Here is an 8,045-nt window from a genome sequence, read left to right as displayed (position 1 = left end):
TAGGTTGGCGCGGTATGGTGGGGTCGGTCCTCATGCAACGTATGCGTGAGGAGCAGGATTTCGATCATATCGATCCGGTGTTTTTCTCCACCTCGCAGACTGGTCAGCCGGGTCCGGATGTCGGCAAGGATGTCCCGCCGTTGAAAGACGCCAATGACATCGATGAGCTGAAGGCCATGGATGTCATCATCTCCTGTCAGGGCGGCGACTATACCGAGAAGGTCTATCCCGAACTGCGCAAGGCGGGCTGGGACGGTTACTGGATCGACGCGGCCTCCACCTTGCGTATGAAGGACGACAGCATCATCGTACTGGATCCGGTCAACAAAGGCGTCATCGAGGCCGGACTGGACAAGGGCATCAAGACCTATGTGGGCGGCAACTGTACCGTCAGCCTGATGCTGATGGCCGCCGGCGGCCTGTTCGACCAGGATCTGGTCGAATGGATCTCGCCCATGACCTATCAGGCCGCCTCCGGCTCCGGCGCGCAACACATGCGCGAGCTGATCCGCCAGATGGGCGCGATTAACGACTCGGTCAAGGAACTCAATGCCGATCCCGCCACGGCAATCCTGGACATCGATCGTCAGGTGGCCGACTTCATTCGCAGCAAGGACTACCCGGTCGACCAGTGGGGCGTGCCGCTGGCCGGCAGCCTGATCCCGTGGATTGACAAGCCGCTCGACAGCGGCCAGACCAAGGAAGAGTGGAAGGCACAAGTCGAATCCAACAAAATCCTCGGGCGCAGTGACAAGCCGATCCCGATCGACGGCATCTGTGTACGCATCGGCGCCATGCGCTGTCACAGCCAGGCGCTGACCATCAAACTGAATAAAGACGTTCCGCTGGATGAAATCAGCGACATCCTGGGCCGGGCCAATGACTGGGTGAAAGTGATTCCCAACGACAAAGACGTCAGCATGCAGGAGCTCAGCCCCGCCAGCGTCACCGGCAAGATGCACGTGCCGGTCGGACGCCTGCGCAAGCTGAGCATGGGCAACGACTACCTGTCCGCCTTCACCGTCGGCGACCAGCTGCTGTGGGGCGCCGCCGAACCCCTGCGCCGCATGCTGCGCATCCTGCTCGACCACTGATGCTGCTCTCTTTTCAAGGCTCTGAAGATAAACGCAGAGGACGCGGAGGCGCAGAGTCGCGGAGAAAAATAAATAATAATCTCTGCGCCTCGGCGAACTCTGCGTTTTTGATCAGGGTGTATATCAAATATGACGAACGAGAAGTCAGGCCATGAGGTTGTTACCAGGTGAGTAAGCAAGTGGATATCGCGATTGTCGGGGTCACCGGCGCGGTGGGCGAGGTGATGCTGGAGATTCTCGAGCAACGGGACTTTCCGGTCGGGACGATCTACCCATTGGCCAGTGCCCGTTCTGCCGGCAAGCGGGTGGAATTTCGCGGCAAGTCGCTGGTGGTCAAGGATCTGGCGGATTTCGACTTTTCCCAAGTGCAACTGGCGCTGTTTTGTGCCGGCGAGGCGGTGGCGGCTGACTATGCGCCCCGTGCGACGGCGGCCGGTTGTGTGGTGATCGACAACAGCGCACAGTTTCGTACCGATGAGTCGGTGCCGCTGGTGATACCGGAAGTCAATCCGCAGGCCATGGCCGGTTACACGGCGCACAATCTTATTGCCAGCCCCGATGCCCTGACGACTCAGTTATGGATGGCGCTCAAGCCGCTTTACGATACGGTCGGTATTACGCGGCTCAATGTGGCGACCTACCAGGCGGTCTCCGGCAGTGGCAAAGCCGGGGTCAAGGAATTGGCCGGGCAGACCGCTAACCTGTTGAATGCCCGACCGCTCGAGCATCAGATCTATGATCGGCAGATTGCCTTCAATGCCCTGGCGCAGGTCGAGTCGCTGGAAGATAACGGTTATACCCGGGCCGAGATGAACCTGGTGCGGGAAAGTCGCAAAATTCTGGGCGATGAAAACCTGCCGATTAATCCGACCGCGGTCAGGATTCCGGTATTTTATGGCCATGGTATGGCCGTGCATCTGGAGACCCGGGATAAACTCGGTGCCGGTCAGGCGCGGGCCTTGCTGCAGCAAACGCCGGGCATCACGGTCATGGACGCCTTGCGGGATGACGGTTATCCGAGTCCGGTGACCGATGCGGCCAATGAAAATGCCGTGCTGGTCGGCCGGATTCGTGAGGATATCTCTCATCCGCAGGGACTGGATCTGTGGATCGTGAGCGATAATGTACGCAAAGGGGCGGCATTAAATAGTGTTCAAATGGCAGAAATTTTGGTAAAAGACTATTTATAAGCTATAGTTACTGCATACTCATAAAGAATCTTCCAAAAAACCGGAATAAGTTGTTGATATACAAGAATAAAAAGGTTGCCGCCAGTTTGAGGGGAGCGGGAGCATGACAGACTGGAGAATTTCTATGTTGCGAAAGCTGCTTGTGGGCCTGGCTTCGGCGTGCCTGATCCTGGTGCCGTTGACCGCTCAGGCGTTGGGGTTTGGCAATATCAAGCTCAATTCGGCACTCAATGAACCACTCGATGCCCGAATCGAACTGATCTCACCGACCAGTTCTGATCTCGATTCCCTGACCGTCAAACTGGCTCCCGAAGGCGCCTTCACCCGCGCCGGTATCGATCGTCCCCATTTCCTCAGCGGCCTGAAATTTGAAGTCGTCGAAGAGGGCGGTGATAGCTATATCAAGGTTAACTCCCGCGATTCGATTCGTGAACCGTTTGTCAATTTCCTGCTGGAATTCAGCTGGGACAACGGGCGGATGCTGCGCGAATACACCATGCTGCTGGACCCGCCCGGCCGCGTCACCCGCGAGCCGGCACCGGCCATGGCCGAGACCCCGGTGACCGAGGAACCGGCTGACACCATCGAGCGTTACGAGCCGCAACCCTACAGCCCCGAACCCGCCGCACCAGCCGAACCGCAGCCAGCCGAACCGGCACCGGCCGCTGCGGATGAGCCGGCCATGATGGAGGAAGAAGCGGACGAACCGGAAGTTATCGAGGTGGCGCCGGCGACAGAGGAGGCTGCAGCAGAAGATGAAGCCTGGAAAACCAGCGATGCCTTTGTTGATGATGGCTCCCTGTTCCCGCGCATCGATATCAGTGGTTATCGTAGCGATATAGAGCTGGGCGAACTCGATTATGGCGTGACCAAAGACGGTGACAATGCCTGGACCATTGCCAAAAAATTACAGAGCAATGCCGAGTCGGCCAGTATTTACCAGATCATGATGGCGTTGCTGCAAAGCAACCCCGATGCCTTTATCGAGGGCAATGTTCATCGCCTCAAAAGCGGCCAGGTGCTGCGTATCGAGGATCCTTCGCTGCTTGATGCGATGAGTCGTCAGCAGGCGGCCAACGAATATATGGCCCAGACAGAAAGCTGGAACGACTACCGTCAGGCCGTGGCCGAGCGAACCGGACGCCAGGCTGTAGTGGCCGAGGCCGGCGCCGGACAGGCACCGGCACGCGCTGAAAGCGGTGGTGAGCTGACACTCTCTTCGCCGGATGGCGAAGATTTGCAGTCCGGTGCCGGCGCCAGCGAAGAGGCCATGAGCAACGATCTCGTTGCCCTGCAGGATGAGATGCGTCAGCTGCGGGAGAATGCCTCCAGTACCCGCGAGCGCAACGTGGAACTGAATCGCCAGTTGCAGGATATGGAAGAGGAACTGGCCCGGCTGCAGCGCTCTGTTTCGATCAAGGATGACGAACTGGCTGCCCTGCAGCAGCAGCTGGCGGAACTGAATGCCGAGCCGGCGCTGCCTGAGACCCCCGCGCTGCAAGAAGAAGTCGCCGTAGAAGAAGCAGTTGAGCCGCAACCGGCGGAAGACGCGGTGGAGTCCGAACAGGCGATGCGCGACGAGGAAGCCGGGGCTCCAGCTGACGCTGAAATGGCCCCGCAACCCGAGGCGGAAGCCGAACCGGCACCGGCACAACCCCCTCAGGAGGAGCCGGTCGAACCTGAAGCGCCGGCTGCTGAGGAGGCGCCTCAGGCGACGAGTACTCCGCAATCCGACAGTGAACCCAAGGGCATGGTGGAAGAATATCTCACCATGGCCAAAGAGATCTTCAACAGCGCCGTCGGCGTGGTCGGTGGCATGATCGGCGCTTCCGGCAATTCCCTGTTGATGTACGTGGCGGCCCCGGTACTGCTGGTACTGGTCATTTTGATGTTAATCGTGATGCGTCGCCGGCGTCAGGCGGAAGGCAATTATCAGGAAAGTATTCTCTCCGGCGGACCGTCGACCGTCACCAGCAGTACTGACAGCACCGATACGGGTGAGTCTTCGTTCTTGAGTGATTTTGCCGTCAGCGGTGCCGGCGCGATTCAAACCGAGGATTCGGAAGTCGATCCGTTGACCGAAGCGGATGTCTTCATGGCCTATGGCCGTTATGAAGCGGCTGAAGAGCGCCTGCAGGAAGCCATCGAACAGGAACCGGGACGCAAGGAACTCAAACTCAAGTTACTGGAACTCTATTCCGCCACCGGCAACAGCAATGCGTTTGAAAATCTGGCCGAAGAGTTTTATGCCAGCCTCGGCGGCGAAGCCGAGTCCGATCCCCAGTGGGAAAAAGTCGTGGCCATGGGCAAGGAGCTGGCACCGAACAATCCGCTGTTTGCCGCCGGCGCGGCGGCTGCAGCGGCTGCGGCTCCGAACCTGGGTGGCGGGGATGCCTCCACGGGCCTGTCCGACAGCCAGGTGATGGATATCGGTCTGGATACCGGCGTCTTTGAAGAGAGTGATTTTGCCGGCTCCCAGCAGGGCACTGGTGGTGATTCGGAACTCGACTTCAATCTGGATTTCGGTACCGAAAGCGATACGGCACCGGCGACTTCCGAAGAGAGTGCCGGGGGCATGGATTTCAATTTCGATATGGGGAGCGAACCCGCCTCGAGCGAAGGTCAGGCAGAAGCCGGCTCGGAACTCGATTTCAATCTCGATATGGGGACGGAGGAAACGCCTGCGGGATCGAGCGAAGCCGACACTGGTGATCTGGATTTCAATCTGGGTGACGATGACACAGCCGGCGCTGGTCTCGACTTCAACCTCGGTGGGGATGAGGATACCGGTAATGAACTGGATTTCAATCTGGGCGCTGATGAAAGCGATACCAAAAATGATCTGGAATTCAATCTCGACAGCGGTACCGAAAGCCCTGATACTGAAAGTGAGCTGAGTCTGGATAGTGGCGCAGAAGCACCGTCAGCGGATACCGGCGGCCTCGATTTTAATCTGGGCGATGAGGACAATACGCTGTCCCTGGATACCGGTAGCGAAGAGCCGCAAGGGACCGACGAGGAACAGACCATGGCGATCGATGCCGGGGGACTGGACTTCGGTGGCGGTGATCAGGGCGGCATGGATCTGGACCTGGATGCTTCCGATGCGGCGGATTCGGAAATGTCGCTGGGTGGCGGTGATGAAGTCGGCACCAAACTGGATCTGGCCCGGGCGTACATCGATATGGGCGATCCTGACGGGGCCCGCAGTATCCTCGATGAAGTTCTCGATGAAGGCGATGACTCCCAGAAACAGGAAGCCCAGCAATTGTTACAACAGATTGCCTGAGTAGATGCATCCGGTTATCCGGGTCGTCAGCTTTTTACTCTTTTGTATCGCGCTGGCCCGCCCGGATCAGGAACAATTGATTCTGGCCGGGCTGCTGATCGCCGCCCTGTTATCACGCTGCTCGTTCGTTCAGTTTACCCGGGCCCTTGGCATGGTACGCCGCCTGCGCTGGCTATTGCTCTCCGTGGTGGTGATCTACGGCTGGTTTACTCCCGGATTACCCGTCTCGTTACCGCTGCCGGATTATCTGTTACCGACCCGCATTGGCCTGGAAACCGGTCTGGTGCGGGCCTTCACCCTGATACTGATTCTGCTGGCCGCCGGCCTGTTACTGGTGACCACCACGCGCTCCGAGTTGATTGCCGCGCTCTACTGGCTGCTGGCGCCACTGCGTTATCTGGGCCTGCACCCGGAGCGGCTCGCGGTGCGCCTGAGCCTGACACTGGCCTATGTCGAACAGCAGCAGCACCTCTGGCGTGCGCCACCGCCACCGCAGCAGGAGCGCTTGCAGGGCCGGATTAATCGTATTGCCCGTCATCTGGGCAGTTTGCTGCCGCGTCTGTTCGAACAGGCCACGGAACAACCCCGCCAGAGCGTCACGCTCGAGCTCCCGGCGCCGCCGGGCCTGATACAATGGGGCTGGCCGGTCGCCCTGTGCGCCGGTTTTATCATCAGCACCTTTATCGAACTGTAATTTCCGGAGACCTTGTGCGAATCGCGGCAGGCGTAGAATACGACGGCAGTGCCTTTTGTGGCTGGCAGTATCAGGATAACTCGCCGAATGTGCAGGCCATGGTGGAAAAGGCCCTGGGCAAGGTGGCCAATCATTCCGTGCGGGTCGTGTGTGCCGGGCGTACCGACACCGGTGTGCATGCCGCGGGACAGGTGATCCATTTTGATACTGACGCCGAACGCAGTGAATTCTCCTGGGTGCGCGGTGCCAACAGCAATCTGCCAGCCAGTGTGCGACTGTTATGGACCCGCGAGGTGGATGAAACTTTTCATGCCCGCTTCAAGGCGCAGCGACGTTATTACCGCTATGTGATTTTTAACCGCGCCATCCATTCGGCCTGTTTGCACAAACGGGTCAGCTGGGAATACCGACCGCTGGAACTGTTTCCCATGCAGCAGGCGGCCCGGCATTTGCTCGGCGAACACGATTTCAGTGCTTACCGGGCGGTCGCCTGTCAGGCCAAAAGCCCGATCCGCACGCTCTATCAACTCGATATCCGGCAACAGGGGCCCTTCATCATTCTGGACCTGTCGGCCAACGCCTTTTTGCATCACATGGTGCGCAATATCGCCGGTGTATTGATGCGCATTGGCGCCGGTGAAGCCGAACCCGACTGGGCCCGGCAGGTGCTGGAATTACGAGATCGTACCCTCGGTGGTGTGACCGCGCCGCCTGACGGGCTCTATTTTATGCGGGTCGATTATCCCGATGAGTTTAAACTGCCCGGGCAGGTCAGCGCTGACCTGTGCGGACCATTCGATTTTTTCAGAACCAATTGATCCAGGTCAAAGTAGCGGGGCAGGGGGGTTGGCACTCTGTACCCAGCTAACGGTGCATTCTCCATAGCTGATTTTCCCGCCGACCCCCGGCGGGATTTTTTTATCTCGGCTCTCCCGGTAATGGATGTTCAGAAAAGCTTAACCACGAAGACACCAAGACACGAAGAAATAATTTTATTCTTGCGTCCTCCGTGATCTTCAGATGCCGTATTTGGATGTTCGCAAATAAACGCGAATAGACGCTAATTAGACTCAGGCGAAGCGGAATCAATCCTGCAGGCAGTCGGGTTTCCTCATTGTTATGGAGGTGGTTGTACCCACTTCCGAATGGATTCGACGGGGTTTATTTGCGTCTATTGGCGTGTATTAGCGGATTGTTTTGTGATCATTGCCGGTATCAGCGGCAGGCATTCAGAGTCTCAAAACGATCAGAGCCTGCAGGACGTTGTCCTCGGTTTTTTTATCGCCCAGCTTGTTGTGCCAGTATTGCCATTCGATACCAACAAACAGGCGATCGGGGGTATTCCACATTGTCTGGCCGAGGTCGTAGCGAAATTGAGGCTGGAGCAGGATCCAGTCATGCACGGTCTGACCGAACTCGTTATCCCGCCCGGCAATGTATTCGCCATGACCCTCGATGCTGAAGCGATGCTTGCCCACGGTAAAGGGATAAGCCCAGTTGACATCCACCATGTAGCTGTCGTCCTCGGCCGGCGCACCGCCACCGGCTACCCCGGCACTGTCGTCAAGATAGAGGGTGAAATCGGTATTGAGAAAGGTGAAACCGGGGATGTCCCAGCTCAGGCGGATGCCCGGGAGGTATTTGCGCGCTCGTGCATCATGTGAATAATTAACCCCGGCCAGCAGGCCGATGTCGTTGATCCTGCCGTAGTCGATGTTTTTATCCGTCAGTTTTTTCAGACTGAAGTTGATATACAGTTCGCTGTAGATGTCATCATC

Annotated in this window: 6 protein-coding genes; 5 read left to right on the top strand and 1 reads right to left on the bottom strand. The window is 58.1% G+C overall.

The window, feature by feature from the left end; translation table 11 throughout:
• The 5 genes from asd to truA all read left to right on the top strand — a co-directional run.
• Positions 1–1,094 (top strand): aspartate-semialdehyde dehydrogenase (asd, locus tag RI563_RS10965; protein ID WP_310694426.1); only part of this gene is annotated, 1,094 nt, incomplete at its 5' end.
• 167 nt (positions 1,095–1,261) lie between these two features.
• A complete protein-coding gene (locus tag RI563_RS10960) occupies positions 1,262–2,284 on the top strand; it encodes an aspartate-semialdehyde dehydrogenase (RefSeq protein WP_310694425.1) in 1,023 nt (340 codons plus the stop codon).
• A 124-nt stretch (positions 2,285–2,408) separates the two neighbouring features.
• Positions 2,409–5,573: a FimV/HubP family polar landmark protein gene (locus tag RI563_RS10955; protein WP_310694424.1), complete on the top strand. Its 3,165-nt coding sequence runs from the start codon at positions 2,409–2,411 to the stop codon at positions 5,571–5,573.
• Between the two features lie 4 nt (positions 5,574–5,577).
• Positions 5,578–6,267, top strand: a complete 690-nt coding sequence (locus RI563_RS10950) for a hypothetical protein (RefSeq protein ID WP_310694423.1) — start codon at positions 5,578–5,580, stop codon at positions 6,265–6,267.
• A 14-nt stretch (positions 6,268–6,281) separates the two neighbouring features.
• Complete coding sequence (gene truA / locus RI563_RS10945; RefSeq protein WP_310694422.1) at positions 6,282–7,085, top strand: tRNA pseudouridine(38-40) synthase TruA; 804 nt, start codon at positions 6,282–6,284, stop codon at positions 7,083–7,085.
• 411 nt (positions 7,086–7,496) lie between these two features.
• Here the strand turns inward: truA and RI563_RS10940 are convergent.
• On the bottom strand, positions 7,497–8,045 hold a 549-nt coding region (locus RI563_RS10940), incomplete at its 5' end, for a hypothetical protein (RefSeq protein ID WP_310694421.1).

The organism is Thiohalophilus sp., assembly GCF_031581315.1.
Lineage (GTDB): Bacteria > Pseudomonadota > Gammaproteobacteria > UBA6429 > Thiohalophilaceae > Thiohalophilus.
This window is presented reverse-complemented; position numbering and strand designations above follow the sequence as displayed.